Below are 21,173 nucleotides of genomic sequence, written 5' to 3'. Positions count from 1 at the left end.
TCACCTATCCGTGCAGCAGTCCCCACCCGTGATTCTCGAACGCGGTCATCAGCGATGATGTTTGCTCGCGTTTGGGCGATGAGCGCGCGAGACGGTACCAGCACACACGTTCGGCTCTGAAGATCCGAGGCGACTTTATCGATGAGCATCTCAGATTTCCCGTACGAGGTCGGCGCTACGACGATCGCGTCAGATTCACGTGAATTGAACTCCCGGAGCTCCATCTGGCCTCGCGTGCGATAAATCGTCCGCGCTGCTCCCGGCTCAACGAAGTTGGTGGCGTGCGCGGCGAAGAATACGTCCGCAAGAGAAGTGTCTTCGACGAGGTCGGGGTGGAGTCGCTTGATTGCGGTCACGAGAGGAATCAAGTCCCGAGACTGGGCAATATCTCGAAGCGGCTCATAGTCGCCGGTAATCTCGCCATACTGCAGGAAGATGCGGTACCCCAACCTTTGAACCGCGTCCTCACTCGAGCGCGACATGAACACCCCGAATCGCAGAATGTCCACGAACTCGGCGTCGGTCATCACGGCACCCGTGATGAGCTTCGCATAGAGGTCAGCGAAGTTGGATCCCTCCAGGTTGCGGCTATTTCGAACCCGTCGGAGAGTCAGGTCAACTGAGTTAGGCATTCGCTACCTCACGCAGGTATTCGATGACCGCTTCGAGGGCGTCCTGCTGGATGACGAGGATCTTCGACTCGCTGAACTGATCACTCGAAGCAATCGTCTCAACGATCCTTTCGACCCCCGCGGTCGTAACGATGCAATGGCCGAGTTCGTGCATCACGGCGCCAGCAAGCAGAACCCGCTTAGTCACGGTCCCGCCCCTTCGTACGGTCTCGCTGTCGCTGCGCAACAGCTCGCGGGCGGTCGTAGCAAGGCCGAGCTCGAGAGTGAGACGCGTGTCGATGAGCGCTGCGTCCCACCGCGAGAGCAGGCTCACGTCGTCGAGCATCGCTGCCAATGAGGACGCGGCCGTATCGATTAATGCCGCCGCCTTCTCGTCCGCGTCGCTGCCTGAAGCCACTTCGCCGGACTTCACCTCGCCGTACCAGATGGCGGACTCACTAGAACCGAGGAAAGTGAGATCAAAGCCCTTCTTGATACTCCGCTCTTCCTTATTGAAGTAGACAGCCGCGGACGTCAATTCTGAGTGCAGCAGCGGCATGAGCACGTGGACGATCAACTCCCCCGCCATGCCGAGTTGCGTCTTGCGGGGTTTGGGATTGTAGCGCTCGAGAAACTCCGTCACGGTCTTCTCAAAGGAGTAGAAGTCAGCGTCCTCACTCACCGTCGTCGCGCCGTAGCAGTACTCGGCAAGCCGGTCGCGCACATGCGTGCGAAAGTCGTCCGAGATCGCGCGCACGATCACAAGGGTTGCACCCTGAGTGTGTTCGACTTCGATCCCGTCCACGACACGACCGTATTGGTTGCCGCGCCATGACTACGGCATCGCTCTGCCGTGTCGCGCCGCCACCGGCGCGCGAGGATCCCACTCCCGCGCTATGCCCGGATGGCGATCGACGAGGAACGTGCGGCAGATTCAGTCGCTCGAGGTTGGACGAATCGCTCCGTCAGACGTATCACTCAATAGAGGGGTTCACAACGAAAGCATGCGGAACGGAGACGACATGAATCTCGATGAAGTGGAGAAGGCGGACGGCAGTGTGGAGTTCTTCATTGCTGCGGACTCACCGCATGAAGAAAGGCACGTCGCGACAGTCGCGCTGAGCGACGGGGCTTGGGAGGTCACGCCCGCCCCGTTCATCTCTTGGAGCGGGCTGCGCGGCCGCCTCCTGACGAAGGAAAGCGCGCTGCGTCACGTGCGCGACGTGGCGAGTAGCGGCCCGTCAGGGGACTGATCTAGAGCTTGGGGTTGGTGCTCGCGCAGTTGACTTCCACAGTTGCCTGCACGAATCGGCCCGCGTAGCGGGCGGTGCCCGCATGAGGATCCCGCCCGCCATCGAGGGGGCCTGGACGGCCGCTGATCGTGGCTTTGAACCACCGGCGTGTGGCGCTGTCCCCTAGCCAGCCGACTCGCCGCGCGCCGGTAGCCTGAGAGCACCCGAGGTCATCAACATGAGTGCGCCGCATGGGGCGCGGGGAGAAGTACAAGTCAATGACGCCGACCACCAAAGAGTCCCAGCGCACAGAACTGCACAAGACCATCTGGCGAATCGCGAACGACCTGCGCGGGTCGGTCGATGGCTGGGACTTCAAGAGCTACGTGCTCGGCATGCTCTTCTACCGCTTCATCTCTGAGAACCTCGCGGCGTACATCAACAAGGGTGAGCACGAGGCTGGCGAGGCCGACTTCAACTACGCACGTCTCCCCGACGCGCAGGCTGAGTTCGGTCGCAAGGAGACGGTCTCCGAGAAGGGCTTCTACGTCCTTCCGTCTGAGCTATTTGAAAACGTGCGCAGGCGTGCTGCGACAGACCCGAATCTGAATGAAACGCTCGAGCGAGTATTCAAGAACATCGAGGGCTCTGCGGTGGGCACCGACAGCGAGGACGACCTCAAGGGGCTCTTCGATGACCTCGACGTGAACAGCTCCAAGCTCGGCAACACCGTCGCCAAGCGCAACGAGAAACTCGTGAAGCTCCTTGATGCGATCGGCGACCTGCCGCTCGGAAACTTCGAGGACAACTCGATCGACCTCTTCGGTGACGCCTATGAGTACCTGATGCAGATGTATGCCTCGCAGGCTGGCAAGTCTGGTGGCGAGTACTACACGCCGCAGGAGGTTTCCGAGGTGCTCGCGCGCATCACCGTGATAGGCAAGGAGCGCGTCAACAAGGTCTATGACCCGGCGGCCGGTTCGGGCTCGCTGCTGCTGAAGTTCGCCAAGGTTCTCGGCCGTGAGAACGTCGGCGGGTTCTTCGGTCAGGAGATCAACCTGACCACGTACAACCTTGCGCGAATCAACATGTTCCTTCACGACCTCAACTACGAGAAGTTCAACATCGCGCACGGCGACACGCTCACCGACCCGCAGCACTGGGACGACGAGCCATTCGAGGCGATCGTCTCCAACCCGCCATACTCGATCAAGTGGGAGGGCGACGCCAACCCGCTCCTGATCAATGACGAGCGCTTCGCGCCGGCCGGCGTGCTCGCACCGAAGTCGAAGGCCGACCTCGCCTTCACGATGCACATACTGAGCTGGCTCGCGGTCAACGGCACAGCCGCGATCGTCGAGTTCCCTGGAGTGCTATACCGTGGGGGAGCGGAGCAGAAGATTCGCAAGTACCTCGTCGACAACAACTACGTCGATGCTGTTATCCAGTTGCCGCCGGACCTCTTTTTCGGCACCACGATCGCGACCTGCATCATCGTGCTCAAGAAGTCCAAGACAGACAACTCGGTGCTCTTCATCAATGCTTCGGACGAGTTCAAGCGCGCCGGCAACAAGAACAAGCTGACGCCGGACAACCAGCAGAACATTCTCGGTGCGCTCGAAGACCGAGTCGACGTCGATCACTTCGTGAAGCTCGTGCCGAACGAAGACATCGCGGCGAACGACTACAACATCGCCGTGTCCTCGTACATCGAGGCCGAGGACACCCGGGAGATTGTCGACATCACAGAACTGAACGCAGAGATCGGGCGCATTGTCTCCCGACAGGTCGAGTTGCGGGCCTCGATCGATCGAATTGTCGCTGACCTGGAGGGCTCCGCGTGAGTCACATCGACGAGTTGATCCAGGATTTCTGCCCTAATGGCGTGGAGTTCGTGCCGCTTGGCGAGTTGCTCGCGTATGAGCAGCCGACCAGGTACCTCGTCGCCTCAACCGCGTACAGCGACTCCTTTGCCACGCCCGTTCTTACGGCGGGCCAGACGTTCATCCTCGGTAGAACCGACGAAACCAACGGTGTCTATCCTGCGTCGGCTACGTCGCCGGTGGTCATCTTCGACGACTTCACTACCGCTTTCAAGTGGGTCGACTTTCCGTTCAAGGCCAAGTCCTCTGCTATGAAAATGCTCACGCCGAAGGATTCGGCCCGCGCGCTCCTGCGGTTTGTCTATTACGTCATGCAGACGATTCGCTACGAGCCGCAGGACCATACCCGGCAATGGATCGGTACCTACTCGGGCTTCCGCGTACCAGTGCCGCCTCTCGAGGTTCAGCGGGAGATCGTCAGAGTCTTGGATCAGTTCACTCAGCTGGAGGCGGAGCTGGAGGCGGAGCTGAAGGCTCGACGCGTTCAGTACGATTTCTATCGCGATTCGCTTCTCACATTCCCAGCGGATACCCCCCTCGCGCCACTTGGCGAGTTGGGGACGATCTTCGGCGGCCTCACGGGCAAGTCGAAGGCCGACTTCTCAGATGGGAACGCTCGCTACGCCACCTATACGAACGTCTTCAACAACATCGCGCTGAACATCGAGGCGAATGACTTCGTGCGAGTGGGTAGTGATGAGCGACAGCGGTCGCTTGCCTATGGTGACGTGATCTTCACGGGATCGTCTGAGTCGCTCGAAGAGGTTGGCATGACCTCAGTTGTCACACGGCAGCTAACCGAGCCGCTCTACCTCAACAGCTTCTGCATCGGCTTCAGAATGAACGATGCCTCTCTACTGAATCCTGAGTTTGCAAAGCATCTCTTCCGCTCTGGTCCGCTACGAGCGCAGATAACCAAGACTGCGAATGGCGTCACGCGCATCAACGTGTCGAAGGTACGACTTGCCAAGATTCTGGTGCCCGTTCCTCCAACGGCCGACCAGGAGCGCATCGCCCGCATCCTCGATCTCTTCGAGGTCCTGACAGGTGACTTGCGTATCGGACTTCCGGCTGAGATTGCTGCCCGCCGCAAGCAGTACGAGTACTACCGTGGCCGGCTCCTTACGTTTGAGGAGGCCGCGGCATGAGTGAAGCCACTCCACGCAAGTACGACCCGGTCGCAGTCTCTGCCGAATCGACCGTCGTCGCAGAGTACATTCCAGACGCCCCCGCCTCGGCTGCCTATCAATCAGAGTCCGCGCTCGAACAGGAGCTGATCCGACTCCTCGAGTCCCAGGCATACGAGTATCTGCCGGTCACATCCGAGGCGCAGCTTGTCGCGAACCTGCGCGCGCAACTCGAATCGCTGAACCGCATCACCTTCTCCGACGCAGAGTGGGCGGACTTCTTCGACAATAGGATCGCTGGCAAGAACGACGGCATCGTCGAGAAGACCGTGCGCATTCAGGAGGATCACGTTCAGCTACTGAAGCGTGATGACGGTTCGACAAAGAACATCACGCTGCTGGACAAGCAGAACGTCCATAACAACCGCCTTCAGGTCATCAACCAGTACGAGATGGGTCAGGGCGAGGGCGGCGCGAACTTCGCGAACCGCTACGACGTGACGGTGCTCGTCAATGGGCTGCCGATGGTACATATCGAGCTCAAGCGTCGTGGCGTCGACATTCGCGAGGCCTTCAACCAGATCAACCGCTACCAGCGCGACAGCTTCTGGGCCAGCTCGGGTCTTTTCGAGTACGTCCAGCTGTTCGTGATCAGCAATGGCACGCTGACGAAGTACTACTCGAACACGACGCGCAACGCGCATCTGAAGGAGGGGCAGAGGGCTGGCAAGGGTCGCAAGACGTCGAACTCGTTCGAGTTCACGTCGTGGTGGGCGGATGCGCAGAACAAGCCGATCCAGGATCTGACGTCATTCACGAAGACGTTCTTTGCCAAGCACACGCTGCTCAACATCCTCACGCGCTACTGCGTGCTCACTGCGGACCATCTGCTGCTAGCCATGCGCCCGTACCAGATCGTCGCCACTGAGCGGATCCTGCAGCGCATCGATGCCTCAACCAACTACAAGCAGCTCGGCACTGTTACCGCAGGCGGCTACGTCTGGCACACGACGGGTTCCGGCAAGACCCTGACGAGCTTCAAGACCGCACGGCTTGCATCCAAGTTGCCGAGCGTCGACAAGGTGCTGTTCGTCGTGGACCGCAAAGACCTCGACTATCAGACGATGCGCGAGTACGACCGCTTCGAGAAGGGTGCGGCCAACTCCAACACCTCGACGGCCGTGCTGAAGAAGCAGCTCGAAAACCCGAACGCGCGGATCATCATCACGACGATCCAGAAGCTGTCGACCTTCATCAAGGCCAACAAGGGTCACGCGATCACGAACGACCACGTCGTGATCATCTTCGACGAGTGCCACCGCTCGCAGTTCGGTGACATGCACACCGACATCACGCGCGCCTTCAAGCGCTACAACCTCTTCGGGTTCACCGGCACCCCGATCTTTGCGGTCAACGCGGGCGCTGGCGGCAACTCGCAGTTGAAGACCACCGAGCAGGCCTTCGGCGAGAAGCTGCACACCTACACGATCGTCGATGCCATCACCGACAAGAACGTGCTGCCGTTCCGGATTGACTACGTCAACACCGTCAAGGTCGGCACCATCGTCGACAAGCAGGTGTCGGCCATCAATACAGAGAAGGCGCTGCTGGCGCCGGAGCGCATCAGTCAGGTCGTTCAGTACACGCTGGAGCACTTCGATCAGAAGACCAAGCGTTCCTCGAGCTACGAGCACTCCGTCGTGACGAACGTCGCCGAGTCGACGCGAGTCCGGCGTCAAGCCGAGGCCGTCCGTGAGCGCAAGCGCGTGCGCGGCTTCAACGCGATCTTCGCAACCGCCTCGATCGATGCGGCGCGTCGGTACTACAACCACTTCTCGATTCAGCAGCAGGACGTGGCTCCGGAACGCCGCCTCAAGATCGGTCTGATCTATTCCTACGGCGCCAACGACGCCAGCGATGACGGCATTCTCGACGACGAGGCCTTCGACACGGATGCGCTGAGCACGGACGCGCGCGGCTTCCTCGAAGACGCCATCCAGGACTACAACGACATCTTCGGGACGAGTTACGACACCAGCGCGGACAAGTTCCAGAACTACTACAAGGACCTCTCGCAGCGGCTGAAGAACCGGGACCTCGACCTCGTGATCGTGGTCAACATGTTCCTCACCGGCTTCGACGCGACGACCTTGAACACGCTCTTCGTAGACAAGAACCTGCGCGCGCACGGCCTAATCCAGGCCTACTCGCGCACCAACCGCATCCTCAACTCGGTCAAGACGTACGGCAACATCGTTGCCTTCCGCGACCTTGAGGAAGAGACCAACGCCGCCCTCGAACTGTTCGGCAACAAGGACGCCCGCGGTGTCGTGCTCCTCAAGCCGTACGGCGACTACTACGGCGAGTACGCCGAGAAGGTCAACGAGCTGCTGGCATCCTTCCCACTCGGGCACCAGATCATCGGCGAGGCTGCGCAGAAGGAGTTCATCCAGCTGTTCGGGCAGATCCTGAGGCTCGAGAACATCCTCACCTCGTTCGACGACTTCGCCGGGCACGAGATCCTCACCGAGCGCCAGGGCCAGGACTACCGCAGCGTCTACCTCGACCTGTACGCCGAGTTCCGCAAGTTCAAGGACACGGACAAGGAGCTCATCAACGACGACGTTGTCTTCGAGATCGAGCTGATCAAGCAGGTCGAGATCAACGTCGACTACATCCTGATGCTCGTGCAGAAATACCGCAGCCAGCACGGCGATGGCGAGGACAGGGAGATCCGCGCCGAGATCTCCCGCGCCGTCGACGCCAGCCCGACACTGCGCAACAAGAAGGACCTCATCGAAGCGTTCGTCGACTCCGTCTCGGTCGACGGTGCTATCGACGAGGAGTGGCGGGCGTTTATAGCGGCCAAGCGCGAGGCCGAACTCGAGGCCATCATCGAGGACGAGCGGCTCCGCGCCGACGCCACTCGCGCATTCATCGAGATCGCGTTCCGTGACGGTGCGCTCCGCACGACCGGAACCGCAATCACCAAGGTGCTCCCGCCGGCGTCCAGGTTCGCGCCGGACGGCGGGCACGGGGAGAAGAAGCAGCGCGTGATTGAGCGGCTCGGGGTGTTCTTCGAGAGGTTCTTCGGTCTGGGGGCGGGGAGTTCTACTTAGGTCACGATCCGAGGCGGCGAGCCAGTTGGCAGCCCACTCGTTGCACGAAAAAGTCCCCTCCGCGGGCTACGCCCGTTCGTGGATACGAGGTGGACGCTATGGAACCAGACGGCCTCGGAACGAGTGGTTCTACCGCGAGCAACGAGCAGCGGGGTGAAACGGGAATGCAGCGTGATCGCGGGCATCCATGTCGGCGGTCTGTGCAATTCTTCAATCGACGTCGCGAGCGCCGCGACGAGGGGAGAGTGCCATGGCTGTTCGAGTCACGCACGTTCGGTTCTCCGGGCAGGAGAAGACGCACCAGACCATCGTTCGTTACGCGTGGACCAACACCGCGACGGGCTCAACCGGGGACAACGACAAGCCTTCGATGGTGAGCTTCGCCGACAGCAAGAAGAACAAGGTCGTAGTCGGCACTGGCACGAATGAGGTGCAGGTCGGAGCCGTGCACCCGGAGGGCGGCCAGCCGTACCTGCGCACGTACGCCGACGGCAAGTGGACTAACAACCTGCTCAGTCTTCCGACGTTCTAGTCCTTCGTGGCGGCGTAAGCCTCGAAACTCGCGATGTCGCGGAGGCGGACATCTACCGACTAGATTTCGGGGCGCCACCCCGCTCAGGTCTGCCATCGACGACCCGCTAGGTTCCGCATCCGGGCAATGCCCGTTAGGGATCGAATGTGGCGAAGCATTTGCGACCGCCGGGCATTGTGACGTAACGACGGCGACCTTCTTCGTGCGATCCATCACAGTCCCCTCGCCTGGCCGAGGTCCTGTTGCAGCTGATTCATCAGTTGCTAGTGATGTCCCGCGGCGCTGACAGTATGGAGGAGTTCCGACAGTAGGAGGCATGGTGGCTGAGACGCGCGCGTGGGTGGTCCGCGGAGGCAGCAAAGGTGAAAGTGATCAGCTCTTCTTGGCAAAGAACCTCGTTGGTATTGGATTCGACACCTTCGGCGACCTCACCTCGGTCACCAGCCGCGACGCGATGAAGGCGCTAGCAGTAAAGGCGCTGCCGGAAGCGAAGGAAGCATCGGCATACAACTACGCGGCGCAAGCATGGGCGTTCCGCGGTCGTATCGAAGTCGGCGATCTCGTCGTCGTCCCGCTGAAGAACTCTCCTCACGTCGCCATCGGGCGCATCGCGGGTGACTACGAGTACGCCCCTGACGGCCTCGGCAAAGTGCATCACACCCGCACTGTCGAATGGCTTCGGACCGACATCCCGCGCACTGTTATCGGGAAAGATCTGCTCTACTCCATCGGCGCGTTCTCGACCGTCGTGCAGGTGCAGCGTAACGACGCAGCGTACCGCCTCGGAGTGCTCGCGGCGTCCGATGATGCGGAAGACCCCGGCGAGCGGTCTGGTGCTGTACCGAAGCCCGTGGCGGCCTCGGCCGCGGCCGACGATGCGGACTTGGAGGACGCCGCGACCGAGTCCGGGTTTGACATCGACGCCTACGTATCCGACCGCATCACCGCGCGCATTCGTGAACGCTTCGACGGTCACCGACTGTCGCAGCTCGTCGGCGCGATCCTTGAAGCGGAGGGGTTCGTTGTGCAGGTGTCACCTCCCGGCGCCGACGGCGGCGTAGACATCCTGGCAGGGCGCGGCTTGTTCGGCATGGATGCGCCCCGCGTCGTCGTGCAGGTCAAGTCTGAGCCGAAAGCAGTGAGCGACACGGTCGTCTCGCAGCTCCACGGCGCGGTGGCACGGAACGCGGCGGACCAGGGTCTCCTGGTCGCGATGGGCGGTGTCACGAAGCCCGCAGAGCGGGAACTCGTGGGCCAGAAGTTCCGTGTCGCAGTCTGGGATGCCGACCGCCTCCAGCGCGCCATCTTCGAGAACTACGAATCGCTGCCCGCCGACGTGAAGGCGGACCTGCCGTTGCGTCGCGCGTGGGTGCTCGCCGAGTAGGCACGACCGATATGCCGAAAGCCAAGGCGAACGCCCGCGACTCATCACACGGTGCCCCTGGAGGGACTCGAACCCCCAACCGTTTGCTTAGGACGCAACTGCTCTTCCATTGAGCTACAGAGGCTGGCCGCAGAAGTCTACCGGCCGAGGCGCGGCGGTCCGGCGCGTCAGCGGAAGTTCCGCGCGTTGTGGGGCACATCCACCCGCAGGTCGTCGAAGCGGTCGGCGAGCAGATTCGTCACGCCCTCGACCGAGCGCTCCAGCATGCCCCGCACGATAAGCGCGGGCGCATCGCGCACGACCCGCCGATACCTGTTCCACACCCCGACCGAGCAGATCACGTTCACGAGGCCGTGCTCGTCTTCGAGGTTGATGAAGGTCACCCCGGATGCCGTCGCCGGGCGCTGCCGGTGGGTGACGAGCCCCGCGACCTCGACGCGGCGTCCGGTCTCGTGGGTGCGCAGCCCCGCCGACGTCAGCACGCCGCGCGCGTCGAGCCGAGACCGGAAGTGGGTCATCGGGTGGTCGTCGGTGGAGACACCCGTCGCCCACAGGTCGGCGGCGAGCACATCGTAGCCGGAAGGGTCGGTGAACAACGGCGGCTGCACCGCGACCAGCGAGTCCGGAAGGTACTCGGCGCGGTCCTGCGCGGCGTCGCCCGCCATCCAGATCGCCTCGCGCCGGCTGAGCCCGAGGCACTCGAAGGCCCCGGCCGTGGCGAGCGCCTCGAGCTGAGCGGCCGTGAGCCCCGTGCGCCGCACGAGATCCCGCATGTCACGGAACGGCCCACCGCTCCCCCGCTCGGCGACGATGCGACCGGCCGGCGCCGCACCGATGCCCTTGATCGCCGCCAGCCCCAGCCGCACGGCATAGCCGGCGTCGCGGCGATGAGCCGCCGACTCATCCACCCCCTGCGGGTCGAAGTCGCCGACGGGATCCTGGATGCGCTCCGCGCACGCGGCACGCCCGGTGGGCGCCGCCACCGCATCCCCCGACACCGGTTCGAGAACCGCCTCGACCCCGGAGGCGTGCAGATCGGGGCGCCGCACCTCGACGCCGTGGCGGCGGGCGTCGGCGGTGAGCGTCGCCGGCGAATAGAACCCCATCGGCTGAGCGCGCAGCAGCCCCGCGAGGAACGCCGCCGGGTAATGCAGCTTGATCCACGAGCTGGCATAGACGAGCAGGGCGAACGACAGGGAGTGCGACTCGGCGAAACCGAAGTTCGCGAACGCCTGGATCTTCGCGTAGATCGCATCGGCGGCCTCTCCGACCAGGCCATTGGTGGCCATGCCCTCATACAGCTTCTCGCGCAGCGACTCGATGCGCTCCACCCCGCGCTTGGAGCCCATCGCCCGCCGCAGCAAGTCGGCGTCCTCACCGGTGCACTCCCCCACCGCCATCGCCATCTGCATCAGCTGCTCCTGGAACACCGGCACGCCCAGCGTGCGCTCCAGCACCGGCTCGAGCTTCGGATGCGCGTAGACGACCGGCTCGTGACCGAGCTTGCGCCGCACGAACGGGTGCACCGCGCCCCCCTGAATGGGGCCGGGCCGAATCAGGGCGATCTGCACCACGAGGTCGTAGAACCGGCGCGGCTGCAACCGCGGCAGCAGCCCCATCTGGGCGCGGGATTCGACCTGGAAGACCCCGATCGAATCGGCACGGCACAGCATGTCGTACACCGCCCGCTCCTCTTTGGGAATGGTCGACAGCTCCCACTCCTCCCCCGTGGTCGCACGGATCATGTCGAAGCAGTACTGCAGCGCGGCGAGCATGCCGAGGCCCAGCAGATCGAACTTCACCAGCCCCATCCACGCCGCGTCGTCCTTGTCCCACTGGATGACGGTGCGCCCCGCCATGCGCGCGTGCTCGATGGGCACGACCTCGCCGACGGGCCGGTCGGTGAGCACCATGCCGCCGGAGTGGATGCCGAGGTGCCGCGGGGCCTTCAGCAGCTCGGACGCGTACGCGATGACACGGTCCGGGATGTCGTGGTCGGGCGCACTGTCGAGCGAGGCCCCCCAGCGCTCCACCTGCTTCGACCACGCATCCTGCTGGCCGGGCGAATGCCCCAGCGCCTTCGCCATGTCGCGCACGGCGTTCTTCGGCCGGTACTGGATGACGTTGGACACCTGCGCGGCACGCTCCCGCCCGTATCGCTCGTAGACCCACTGGATGATCTCCTCGCGGCGATCGGAGTCGAAATCGACGTCGATGTCGGGCTCCTCATCGCGCAGCGACGACAGGAACCGCTCGAACGGCAGCTTGTAGGCGATCGAATCCACCGCGGTGATGTCGAGCAGATAGCAGACCGCGCTGTTCGCGGCCGACCCGCGCCCCTGACACAGGATGCCCCGCCGACGCGCCTCCTGCACGATGCCGTGCACGATGAGGAAGTAGCCGGGGAAATCCTTCACCTCGATCACCCCGAGCTCCTTGTCGATGCGCGCGGCGTCGTCGTCGGTGAGGTCGGGATACTTCCGCGGCACCGCCTCCCACACCAGGTGACGCAGCCAGCTCATCGGCGTGTGACCGTCGGGAACCTCCTGACGCGGCAGCGAGGGCCGGGCCCGACGCAGCGGAAAGGCCAGCTCGTCGGCGAGCGTCACCGTGCGCTCGATCACCCCGGGATACCGCGCGAACCGCTCCGCCATCTCCGCCCCCGAACGCACGTGCGCGCCGTCGTGCGCGGGCAGCCATCCGTCGATCTCGTCGAGACCCCGGTGCGCCCGCACCGCGGCGACCGCGGCCGCCAGGTGCGAGCGGTCGGGAACGGCGTAATGCACGTTGTTGGTAGCGACCACGTCGAGGCCCCGCTCTCCGGCGAGGGCGAAGAGCACATCGTTGTGCCGGGAATCCAGCGGAGAGCCGTGGTCGATCAGCTCGACGCACACCGCATCGGCGCCGAACCGCTCGACGAGCCGGTCGAGCTCTGCCGCGGCGCCGGCGGCACCGGAGGCGGCGAGCGCTCGGCGCACGGTGCCCTTGCGGCATCCGGTCATGATCACCCAGTGCCCGACCCCCGACGCGTCGCGGGAGCGCGCGGCGAGGTCGTCGAGGTCGTAGACCGGCCGGCCCTTCTCGCGCCCGGCGAGCTGGGCGTGGGTGAGGGCGCCGGCGAGCCGGTGATAGCCCTCCTCACCGCGGGCGAGCACGAGCAGATGGGCACCGACGGGGTCGGGTTCGCCGTTCTGCGGCGCGGGCAGCTCGAGAGACAGCTCCGCCCCGAACACCGTCTTCAGCCGGAGACCCTCGGCGGCCTCGGCGAAGCGGACGATGCCGTAGAAGCCGTCGTGGTCGGTGATCGCAAGGGCATGGAGCCCCTGCCGCTCCGCCTCCTCGGCGAGCTCCTCGGGCGAGGAGGCGCCGTCGAGGAACGAGAAGGACGAGTGGGCGTGCAGCTCGGCGTAGGGCACCGCCCCCGCCGGGCGCTCGATCACCGGCGGCACGTAGGGGGCGCGCTTGGTCGACCAGGCCGGACTGTCGCCGCCGTCGGCCCCGGCGGGCCGGTTCCCCGGTCGTCGCCGATCGCTGAGCAGCCCCTCCATCTCCGACCACGGCACCGGCGGGTTCCGCCAGCCCATCAGTCGTACCTCGCCTCGGCCCGCCACACGCCGGACTGGCACACCAGCAGCCAGGCGACACCGCCGGCGTCGATCATCTGGAACCGGTGCGCCCGACGCGCCCTCGCGGCATCCCACGTGCGCTCGAAGACCGGCCACGGCCCCGCCCACGAGCGGATGCCCCGCCGCGACCCTCCCTCGGTCATCTCGGCGGGGGGATCGCTGAGGCGACCGCGGTCATCGACGGACACGCTCTCGCCGCGCGGCGAGACCACGCTCACCGCGGGAGGTTCGGCGAACACCGTTCCGGGAAGCGGATCGGGCAGACTCCCCGGCCACGGCTGCCCGCGATCGTGCTCGAGCACGGCGCGGTCTCCCCACGGCACCATCACCTGACGCTCCGCCAGCCACCGGCCTCCCCCCACCGCCGGTGTCACCACGCCCCGGTGCCCGAGCATCGCCTGCACCCGCGACAGCGCGTGATGCACGCGCTCCTCCGCCCCCGAGCCGAACACCGTGGGAGCGTGGTGGGCTGCCGCATCGACCGCCTCGGGAGAGATGCGCACGACGGACACGCCGCTGGCCAGCATGCCCTCCGCGGTGTCCTCGCTCAGCTGCCAGCGCACCCGGTCGACCACCGAGGCGGCATCGAACGATCCCGGATGCAGCCACACCCGCTCGCTGCGCTCCCCGCGATCGCCGGTGAGCTCCACGCGCAGCTCGGTGCACACCAGGTCGACCGCGCCGAGGCCGGCGAGGAACTCTTCCGCGGCCACCCGCATGCCGAACGCCACCTGGTCGGCGATCTCCAGCGGCGGTTCGAACGCCACCTCCCGGTGCAGCTCCGGCGGCGGCACCCGCGGCTCGACGCCCCGGGAATCCTCCCCCGACGCGAGGGAGTGCAGCCGAACACCCCGCTCCCCGAATCGTTCGCGCACGCGATCGACGTCCATGCCTGCGAACTGTCCGAGCGTGTGCACCCCGAGCCGCGCCAGGAGGCCGGCGATCTCACCCGGTGCCGCCCCGGCCCCGGTGACGAACGCGTCGTCGAGCACGGCCACCGACAGGCCGGAGAGGTACGCCCCCGCCCCACCGTCGACGACTACCCGCACCGTGTCGCGCGGCGTCGTGCCCGAGCGAGCGGCCTGCTCCGCGGTGAACGGCCCGTCGGCGATCCCCGCCCGCACGTCGGTCACGCCCAGCGCGCGCACCGCCTCGCGCAGCACCTCGGCGGCATCCCGCTCGCCCCCGTAGTACCGCGCCGGCCCCCGCGCCCGGAGCGCGCAGAGCCCCGGACGCATGATCTGCACCCCCGGTGCCCGCTCCTCCACGGCGGAGACCACCGACGCGAACACCCGGTGGTCCCGCGCCGGGTCGGCGGCGACGATCTCGAGATCGGGACATCGCGCCTGGGCATCGCGCCGACGCTGACCGCGCCGCACGCGTTCGACGCGCGCAGCCGCCGAACAGGCGACCACGGTGTTGTTCTCCACGACCGCCAGCGGATGCTCCACCGGCGCCGCCCGCTCACGCGACAGCGCCACCACCGGCCAGTCGGGCACCCACAGCACGAGGCTGCGGGTCTGCACCGTCGCCGTGGACATCACCCCACCGCCTCGAGGCGCATCCGCCCCGTCTGCCGAATGCCTTCCTCCTCGCGCACGCGGACGACGCTGCCGTCCGCCGCCGGAAGAGACAGTCGCCCCCGTCGCGGCGAGGGCAGTCGACGGCTCGAGACCTCGACGGTCACACCCCGGTCCGACAGATACCCGTGCCCGGCCCCCAGCCCCGTCCACTCCGGCTCCGCCACCCGGATCGTCGCCTCCGCCTGCGGCCAGCGCCCCTGCACCAGAAGCACGCCGTCGCGGTCTCGCAGCCGTGCGGCGAAGCGCGCGGCGTCGGCATCGCCGACGCGCGAGGCCGGTCGCACGGCGACGATCGGCATCACCTCCGACACGGTGGCCGCCACGGCCAGCCAGCGCGGCCCCGGGTCGGGAATGAGCACGAGCCGCGACAGCGAGACGCCGAGGCGCTCGGCGGCCTCGACCCCGAGATCGGGCATGCCCACCGCCGCGCACCACGACCCCGCCTGAGAGGGAGCGCCCAGGAGCGCGAAGAGCAACGACGGCGACGGATCGACGGCGTAGACCGACCCCGATCGCAGTCCTCCCCCGGGGAGGATGTCGGCGAGGGCGGGATGCACGGGAAGCGTCGTTCCCCCCAGCCGGCGGCCCTGCACCTTCTCGAGCTGCGCCCGCAGCGCTCGCACGTCACCGCTGCGGTCACCGCGGACCGTCTGCTGCATGCTCGCCACCCCTGCCACCTCCACAGGCTAGAACACATGTTCTAGTCAATCAATGCGATGACGTGACGATACGGCCCGCCACCGACACGGATGGGGCAGAAGCGGAAGTTTTGTTCGAGAATCCGGGAGAATCAGGCAGCGAGCGCGAGATACGGCTCCCACCGCGGATCGGTGCGATCGGTGCCGCGCACCGTCCACTGCGCGCCGCGCGGCGGACCCGGCGTGAACCGCAGCTCCCACCTCATCTCCTGCGGCGTGCGGTCACCCTTGACGTTGTTGCAGCGCAGGCAGCACGCCACGAGGTTCTCCCACGAATCCGCTCCCCCGCGCGACCTCGGCAGCACGTGGTCGATCGTCGAGGCGGATGCGCCGCAGTATCCGCAGCGGTGCGCATCACGGCGGAGCACGCCCCGTCGGGTGACCGGCACGCGGCGCCCGCCGGGAACACGTACATATCGGGTCAGCAGGATCACCGCCGGCCGATCGTAGGAGGCATCCGTGCCCCACACGGGTTGCCCATCGATGTGCTCGACCACCGTCGCCTTGTCGTTCATCACGAGCACGAGTGCCCGTTTGAACGACACGACAGCCAGCGGCTCATAACCGGCATTCAGCACCAGGGTGCGCATAGTGATTCCTCTCGAACGGCCGGGACGGCTTCGCGGCTCCTCGAAGTGCGACGAATCGAGAGGTTTCGGGCATGAAAAAAGGCGCTGTCACACAGACAGCGCCTTGAAGACCACGGCAGGACCACGGCTTCCGCTCACAGAATGCCGAAGGACGAGCAGTCCGAGCGCATCCATGGTTCGGATGCGGGGCGCACTCTCCATCAGCTTCCCTCCGCTTCTCTCAGCGTCGGGTCTCAGGCTAATGCACGCAGGAGCAGGGCGGGTCGCATCCCGGGGTGAACGAGACGTGGCGTGTCGAGGAACACGCGGGACGGTGTCAGCCCGCGTTCTGCGCGAGCCACGCCATGGGGTCGACGTTCGACCCGCCGATGGCGACCTCGAAGTGCAGGTGGTTCGCCGTCGAGCGCCCGGTCGATCCGACGAGGCCGATGATCTGCCCCGCGGAGACCGTCTGACCGGCGACGACCTGACGGCTGCCGTAGGTCATGTGACCGTAGGTCGTGGTGACCGACTGCCCGTTGATGACGTGGTCGATGACGACCGCGACACCGTAACCGCCGAGGCTCTCCTGCGACATGCGCACGACACCGCCGGCGGCCGCGTAGATGGGCGTACCGCCACCGATGAGCAGGTCGACTCCCTGATGCGCGCCGCCGCGCGAGAGGAACCCGTCACCGACGGTGTAGCCACCGGCGAGCGGATACCGCACCGCTCCCGTTCCGGGGGCCACCATCGACAGGTCGACCGAGTACGAGGTCTGAGACGTCTCGGCGGAGCTGGCCGCAGCAGCCGCGAGGCGGGCGCGCTCAGCAGCAGCCTCAGCCGCTGCCTCCTCGGCCTTCTTCTTCTCGATCTCCTCGGCCGTCGTCGCCGAATAGCTCTCGCGTCCGAGATCGACCGGCTCCTCGGAGGCACCGGCGTCGGAGGCGATGACGAGCGACTGCGCGTCTTCGGCGGCGACCTGCTGGAGGGTCTGCGGCTCGTCCGACGGAAGCGTGATGGCCCCGTAAGCGGGGAGACCGACGGTGGCGACGAGACCGCCGACCATGCTGAAGATCACGAGACTGCGCAGCGGGCGGCGGGCCGACGATCGCGGCGATGCCTTCGCCGCCGGAGCGGAGCTCTTCGCCACGGTGGTGCGGCGGGTCACGCTCTTCTTCGCACGGGAAACCATCTGACGCGCTCGATCGCGGTGGCTCGCCACGGGAACGCCGGGCTCTTCGTGCGGGTGGTTCTCTTCAGCCAAGTCAATCCTCCGGCGCCTCGACGCCGGGGGCGCTGACTCGTCGGCACTGGTGTCGGGGGCACAGTGTGCGGTTCGCTGCGAAGGCGACGAGCCAGTGAGGCAACCTTCCCAGCATCCTGACCCCGGGCTTTCTCGGGGGCAAGACCGGTTCAGGCTACCCGAAGATAACGAATAAGTCACGCTCGCCGCGCGCAGGCCGGGTAAGCGCTCGCCCGCGGATCACGCGGCGTCGTCGACCAGGAAGATGTGCGAGGCCACCTCGACGGGAAGCTCGAGCGCGTCATCGGTTCCGGCCATCTGCACGAGCACGTAGCCCTCGCTGAAGCGGAAGTCCCCCGCGGCGCCGGGCACGACCCCGGCCTGCTTGAGCTGCTCGAGAAGCTCCGGGTCGACCTGCACCGGCTCGGCGAGGCGGCGCACGGTGCCGCTGACCGGGCCGTCAGCCGCGTTCAGACGCCTCACCAGGCCCACCACGCCCTGTTCGAACGTCGTGCCGGGGATGTCGCCGAGAAGATCGAGGCCCGGGATCGGGTTGCCGTAGGGCGACTCCGTGGGGTGACCGAGAAGCTCCACCAGACGGCGTTCGACCTGCTCGCTCATCACATGCTCCCACCGGCAGGCCTCTTCGTGCACGTAGGCCCAGTCGAGGCCGATCACATCGGAGAGCAGCCGCTCGGCGAGACGGTGCTTGCGCATCACGTCGACGGCCTTCTGGCGACCGGAGTCGGTGAGCTCGAGGCGGCGGTCGTCCGAGACGACGACCAGGCCGTCGCGCTCCATGCGCCCCACCGTCTGCGACACCGTCGGACCGGAGTGCCCCAGCCGCTCGGAGATGCGCGCGCGCAGCGGCACGATGTTCTCCTCCTCCAACTCGAGGATCGTGCGCAGATACATCTCGGTCGTGTCGATGAGATCGGCCATGTCGCGGTTCCTCACAGCTGTCGTACGGGCAGAGACAGCCTATCCGCACCCGACGACGGCGGATGCGGACGGACCGGGCAAGCCCTTGCGGCGGCCCCGACGCGGGCGCACACTTCGTGCATGAGCGAAGAGACGGCGGCTTCCCCCGCCCGCGACGAGCGCGTCGCCATCGAACACGCGACCGACCGGCTGGCCGAACGCTTCCCCACCGTCGATCGGGCTCGGGTCGAGCAGATCGTCGACGAGGAACTGCATCGGCTCGACGGCGGGCGCGTGCGCGATTTCATCCCCGTGCTCGTCGAGCACGAGGCCAAGGAGCGACTGCGCAGCGAAGCCGTCCCGCTGCCCTTGGAAGAGGTGATGGATGGCGGCGCCGCCCGTCGCGCGGAGACCGGCGGCCGCGAGGACGACCCGATGGAGCGTCAGCGTCGTGGCGAGCACACCGGCCTACTGCAGGGGGATGCCGGCGGCGGCCGGTAGCGCGACGGAGGCGTTCTGCGGCCGCGGACGGGAACCGTAGACTCGTCCCATGGCGCACGTCGAGCTCCCCCGTGACCTTCTGCCCGCCGACGGACGATTCGGCTGCGGCCCGTCGAAAGTGCGTGGAGCCCAGCTGGAAGCGCTGGTGACCCACGGCGCATCCGTGCTCGGCACATCGCACCGCCAGGCGCCGGTGAAGAACCTCGTCGGCCGCGTGCGCGAGCACCTGGCCCAGCTGTTCTCACTGCCCGAGGGGTACGAGATCGTGCTGGGCAACGGCGGCTCCACCGCGTTCTGGGATGCCGCCGCCTTCGGCCTCATCGAGAACCGCAGCCAGAACCTCGTCTTCGGCGAGTTCGGCGGCAAGTTCGCCCAGGCCGCGAAGGCGCCGTGGCTGACCGCGCCCGACGTGCGCACGGTGCCGGCCGGCACGCGGTCGAGCGCCGAGGCCGTCGAGGGCGTCGACGTCTACGCGTGGCCGCACAACGAGACCTCGACCGGCGTCGCCGCTCCCGTCACCCGCGTCAACGCCGACGAGGGTGCGCTCACCGTCATCGACGCCACGAGCGCCGCCGGCGGCATCGACGTCGACCTCGCCGAGGCCGACGTGTACTACTTCGCCCCGCAGAAGAACCTCGGCTCCGACGGCGGGCTGTGGTTCGCCGCGATGTCACCGGCCGCGATCGAGCGGATCGAGCGGATCGCCGCCACCGACCGCTACATCCCGGACTTCCTCAGCCTCAAGAACGCCGTCGACAACTCCCGGCTGAACCAGACGCTGAACACCCCGGCGCTGAGCACCCTGCTGCTGCTCGAAGACCAGCTCGCGTGGATCCTCGACAACGGCGGCCTGTCCTGGGCCAGTGCACGCACGGCGGAATCCTCCTCGGCGCTGTACACGTGGGCCGAGACCGCGTCGTTCGCGACCCCGTTCGTGACCGACCCGGCCGACCGGTCGCCCGTGGTCGTCACGATCGACTTCGACGAGAAGATCGACGCCGCCGCGGTCGCGAAGAGCCTGCGGGCGAACGGCATCGTCGACACGGAGCCCTACCGCAAGCTCGGACGCAACCAGCTGCGCGTCGCCACGTTCGTCTCGATCGAACCCGACGACGTGCGGCAGCTCATCAGCGCGATCGACTACACGGTCGAGCGACTCGTCTGACCGCAGCGGACTCCGGCGACGCGAACGTCAGTTCTCGTCGTCGGAGTCGTCTTCGTCGGAGTCGGCATCCGGTGCGAGCTCGTCGATGTCGACGCCGTCCACGTCGCCGGCGTGCAGGATCGACGCGTCGTCATCCGCCTCGTCGTCGTCCTCGTCATCGTCGTCGAAGTCGGAGGCGTCGTCGTCGGCCCCCTCCTGCGCCGCCGCAGCCTGCGCGGCCTGGTAGTCGGCGAGTCGCTCCGCCCACGGCACCCAGTCCGGAGCCACCAGGGCGTCGTCGCCGGGCAGGAGCTCGACCTCGAGCACCGTCGGCTCGGCGTCGGCGACGCGCGCCAGACTCACCGTCCAGAACCAGCCGGGATAGCCCGCAAGGCGATTCGCGAATAGGAGCGAGACGACCCCGTCGGCCTCGACACGGTGACCCGCGGGGTCGCCGATCGTCGCTTCGGGCGTGATCTCGCGGAGCGCGAGCAGCGCGAGATCGCGCGCTTCGAGGAGCGCGGGATCCGGCAGCGCCGAGACGCCGGCGGACTCGTCGGTTCCGGGCTCTTCGTCGATAGCGGACTCTTCGTCAGTGCCGGGGGTCTCAGGCGTCGAGGTCATCCGCTACCTTGCGCAGAACCGCGGCGATCTTCTTCGAGTGCGAAGAGCTGGGGTAGCGACCGCGACGCAGGTCGCCCCCGACGCCGTCGAGCAGGCCGACGAGGTCTTCGATGATGACGGCCATGTCGTCGGCGGGCTTGCGCGAGCGCTTGGCGAGGCTCACCGGGGCCTCGAGAACCCGCACCGACAGTGCCTGCAGACCGCGCTTGCCGTCGGCGACGCCGAACTCGAGGCGGGTGCCGGGCTTGGGGGCCGCCGCCTGCGCGGGCAGCGCGCTGGCGTGGAGGAAGACATCCTGACCGTCATCGGCGGTGATGAAGCCGAATCCCTTGTCCTCGTCGTAGAACCTGACCTTGCCGGTGGGCATCGAAAC

Annotated in this window: 18 protein-coding genes and 1 tRNA gene; 8 read left to right on the top strand and 11 right to left on the bottom strand. The window is 66.4% G+C overall.

Annotated features, from left to right (window positions below; genetic code table 11):
* Both B3S45_RS09245 and B3S45_RS09240 read right to left on the bottom strand, forming a co-directional pair.
* Positions 1-527 (bottom strand): hypothetical protein (locus B3S45_RS09245; RefSeq protein ID WP_286719954.1); only part of this gene is annotated, 527 nt, incomplete at its 3' end.
* 97 nt (positions 528-624) lie between these two features.
* Positions 625-1,416, bottom strand: a complete 792-nt coding sequence (locus B3S45_RS09240; protein ID WP_286719952.1) for a Hachiman antiphage defense system protein HamA — start codon at positions 1,414-1,416, stop codon at positions 625-627.
* A gap of 217 nt (positions 1,417-1,633) precedes the next feature.
* Here B3S45_RS09240 and B3S45_RS09235 point away from each other — a divergent pair, with 217 nt between their 5' ends.
* The 6 genes from B3S45_RS09235 (at position 1,634) to B3S45_RS09210 (ending at position 9,888) form a co-directional block, all read left to right on the top strand.
* The gene (locus B3S45_RS09235) at positions 1,634-1,864 is read left to right on the top strand and encodes a hypothetical protein (RefSeq protein ID WP_286719949.1); all 231 of its coding nucleotides are present in this window, start codon (positions 1,634-1,636) and stop codon (positions 1,862-1,864) included.
* Positions 1,865-2,121: 257 nt separating this feature from the next.
* Positions 2,122-3,687, top strand: a complete 1,566-nt coding sequence (locus B3S45_RS09230; protein ID WP_286719948.1) for a type I restriction-modification system subunit M — start codon at positions 2,122-2,124, stop codon at positions 3,685-3,687.
* Positions 3,684-4,874, top strand: a complete 1,191-nt coding sequence (locus B3S45_RS09225; protein WP_286719946.1) for a restriction endonuclease subunit S — start codon at positions 3,684-3,686, stop codon at positions 4,872-4,874. The genes B3S45_RS09230 and B3S45_RS09225 overlap by 4 nt, the downstream gene beginning before the upstream one ends.
* The gene (locus B3S45_RS09220) at positions 4,871-7,972 is read left to right on the top strand and encodes a type I restriction endonuclease subunit R (protein ID WP_286719944.1); all 3,102 of its coding nucleotides are present in this window, start codon (positions 4,871-4,873) and stop codon (positions 7,970-7,972) included. The genes B3S45_RS09225 and B3S45_RS09220 overlap by 4 nt, the downstream gene beginning before the upstream one ends.
* Positions 7,973-8,222: 250 nt before the next feature.
* A complete protein-coding gene (locus B3S45_RS09215; RefSeq protein WP_286719941.1) occupies positions 8,223-8,504 on the top strand; it encodes a DUF3892 domain-containing protein in 282 nt (93 codons plus the stop codon).
* 382 nt (positions 8,505-8,886) lie between these two features.
* Positions 8,887-9,888, top strand: coding sequence for a restriction endonuclease (locus B3S45_RS09210; protein WP_286719938.1), 1,002 nt, complete (start codon positions 8,887-8,889; stop codon positions 9,886-9,888).
* 52 nt (positions 9,889-9,940) lie between these two features.
* Here B3S45_RS09210 and B3S45_RS09205 read toward each other — a convergent pair.
* The 7 genes from B3S45_RS09205 to B3S45_RS09175 all read right to left on the bottom strand — a co-directional run bounded on the left by B3S45_RS09205 (position 9,941) and on the right by B3S45_RS09175 (position 18,552).
* Positions 9,941-10,012 (bottom strand) — tRNA-Arg (locus B3S45_RS09205).
* Positions 10,013-10,055: 43 nt separating this feature from the next.
* Complete coding sequence (locus B3S45_RS09200) at positions 10,056-13,472, bottom strand: error-prone DNA polymerase (protein WP_286719935.1); 3,417 nt, start codon at positions 13,470-13,472, stop codon at positions 10,056-10,058.
* Positions 13,472-15,055, bottom strand: coding sequence for a DNA polymerase Y family protein (locus B3S45_RS09195; RefSeq protein ID WP_286719932.1), 1,584 nt, complete (start codon positions 15,053-15,055; stop codon positions 13,472-13,474). The genes B3S45_RS09200 and B3S45_RS09195 overlap by 1 nt, the downstream gene beginning before the upstream one ends.
* Positions 15,055-15,774 (bottom strand): hypothetical protein, encoded by a 720-nt coding sequence (locus B3S45_RS09190; RefSeq protein WP_286719929.1) that lies wholly within the window; start codon positions 15,772-15,774, stop codon positions 15,055-15,057. The genes B3S45_RS09195 and B3S45_RS09190 overlap by 1 nt, the downstream gene beginning before the upstream one ends.
* Positions 15,775-15,887: 113 nt before the next feature.
* On the bottom strand, positions 15,888-16,385 hold the full coding sequence (locus B3S45_RS09185; protein WP_071044478.1) for an HNH endonuclease: 498 nt from the start codon (positions 16,383-16,385) through the stop codon (positions 15,888-15,890).
* Positions 16,386-16,701: 316 nt separating this feature from the next.
* The gene (locus tag B3S45_RS09180) at positions 16,702-17,631 is read right to left on the bottom strand and encodes a M23 family metallopeptidase (protein WP_286719925.1); all 930 of its coding nucleotides are present in this window, start codon (positions 17,629-17,631) and stop codon (positions 16,702-16,704) included.
* A gap of 219 nt (positions 17,632-17,850) precedes the next feature.
* Complete coding sequence (locus B3S45_RS09175) at positions 17,851-18,552, bottom strand: metal-dependent transcriptional regulator (protein WP_286719923.1); 702 nt, start codon at positions 18,550-18,552, stop codon at positions 17,851-17,853.
* Between the two features lie 120 nt (positions 18,553-18,672).
* Between B3S45_RS09175 and B3S45_RS09170 the strand changes: the two genes are divergently transcribed.
* Positions 18,673-19,032: a three-helix bundle dimerization domain-containing protein gene (locus tag B3S45_RS09170; RefSeq protein WP_286719920.1), complete on the top strand. Its 360-nt coding sequence runs from the start codon at positions 18,673-18,675 to the stop codon at positions 19,030-19,032.
* Positions 19,033-19,081: 49 nt separating this feature from the next.
* Positions 19,082-20,197 (top strand): phosphoserine transaminase, encoded by a 1,116-nt coding sequence (gene serC, locus B3S45_RS09165; RefSeq protein WP_286719918.1) that lies wholly within the window; start codon positions 19,082-19,084, stop codon positions 20,195-20,197.
* Between the two features lie 27 nt (positions 20,198-20,224).
* Here the strand turns inward: serC and B3S45_RS09160 are convergent, their stop codons facing one another.
* Entirely contained in the window at positions 20,225-20,800 is a 576-nt protein-coding gene (locus B3S45_RS09160) for a DUF3027 domain-containing protein (protein ID WP_286719916.1), read from the bottom strand.
* Positions 20,784-21,167, bottom strand: coding sequence for a cold-shock protein (locus B3S45_RS09155; RefSeq protein WP_071044473.1), 384 nt, complete (start codon positions 21,165-21,167; stop codon positions 20,784-20,786). The genes B3S45_RS09160 and B3S45_RS09155 overlap by 17 nt, the downstream gene beginning before the upstream one ends.
* Positions 21,168-21,173: the final 6 nt, after the last annotated feature.

The sequence above is a fragment of the Microbacterium sp. UBA1612 genome (assembly GCF_002321605.1).
Classification (GTDB): domain Bacteria; phylum Actinomycetota; class Actinomycetes; order Actinomycetales; family Microbacteriaceae; genus Microbacterium; species Microbacterium luteum.
Note: the sequence above shows the minus strand (reverse complement) of the source record. Positions and strands in the feature narration are given on the sequence as shown.